2 protein-coding genes and 1 pseudogene are annotated in these 1,068 nt (G+C 45.6%); 2 read left to right on the forward strand and 1 reads right to left on the reverse strand.

Annotation, left to right across the window (positions count from 1 at the left end):
* Both BFF42_RS18365 and BFF42_RS18370 read left to right on the forward strand, forming a co-directional pair.
* Positions 1-256: IS1 family transposase (locus BFF42_RS18365; RefSeq protein ID WP_000363925.1), on the forward strand; the 256-nt coding region annotated here is incomplete at its 5' end.
* A gap of 282 nt (positions 257-538) precedes the next feature.
* A pseudogene (locus BFF42_RS18370) lies at positions 539-736 on the forward strand (metallophosphoesterase); the annotation flags it as partial.
* Positions 737-774: 38 nt separating this feature from the next.
* Here BFF42_RS18370 and BFF42_RS18375 read toward each other — a convergent pair.
* A partial coding sequence (locus tag BFF42_RS18375) for an integrase core domain-containing protein (protein WP_146627975.1) occupies positions 775-1,068 on the reverse strand: 294 nt, incomplete at its 5' end.

The following is a 1,068-nucleotide window of genomic DNA, read 5'->3' on the forward strand; positions in this document are numbered from 1 at the left end:
GGAGCGTCTTCTGAGCCTGCTGTCGGCCTTTGAGGTCGTGGTATGGATGACGGATGGCTGGCCGCTGTATGAATCACGCCTGAAGGGAAAGCTGCACGTAATCAGCAAGCGATATACGCAGCGAATTGAGCGGCATAACCTGAATCTGAGGCAGCACCTGGCACGGCTGGGACGGAAGTCGCTGTCGTTCTCAAAATCGGTGGAGCTGCATGACAAAGTCATCGGGCATTATCTGAACATAAAACACTATCAATAAGTTGGAGTCATTACCACTGGTTGAATGTATTAATATGCAATGGTACGTGTCAGGGATTAAAAGATGAACGTAAATTTATTCAACGCATTAATTTTAAAGGGTTTTATTGTTTGTTGACGAAAACAGGAATCGTGTTCGGTCTCTTTTTATCTGTTAAAAGCCAGAAGCATTTCCTTCGCTGACTTTATAGTCAACCATAACACACACTCTACTGTCTGAGTCCAGCGTTTTTTAACATTCTTGTTAAGATTATGTGATCTTTAGCGCGGGAGGAAAATATTGATGAAACAGCCTGCGCCCGTTTATCAGAGAATTGCGGGTCATCAATGGCGACATATCTGGCTTTCTGGCGATATACACGGTTCTCTTGAGCAGTTGCGCCGCAAATTATGGCATTGTCGTTTTGATCCGTGGCGAGATTTACTTATCTCAGTGGGAGACGTTATCGATCGTGGGCCGCAAAGTTTACGTTGTCTGAGGTGTACTGGCAATAGCGGACACTACCATTTGTTCTTTTTTTAAGCAGCCATCTGATGATATTTTTCCCTGAAGGCTGCCGGGGAGATATTCCCCAGACGAGAGTGACGACGCTGACGATTGTAGAAAATCTCAATGTATTCCCGTATTACTGAGATGGCTTCATCCCGGTTATTAAAACGATAGTGGCTCAGGCTCTCATTTTTCAGCGTTCCCCAGAAGCTTTCCATCGGAGCGTTGTCGTAACAGTGACCTTTACGCGACATTGATGTTTTCAGACCAGACTGCTCCTGTATGACCCGGTAATCGTATGCGCAGTACTGTGAACCTCGATC

Origin of the sequence: Shigella sp. FC1661 (assembly GCF_001712525.1) — a bacterium.
GTDB lineage: Bacteria > Pseudomonadota > Gammaproteobacteria > Enterobacterales > Enterobacteriaceae > Escherichia > Escherichia coli.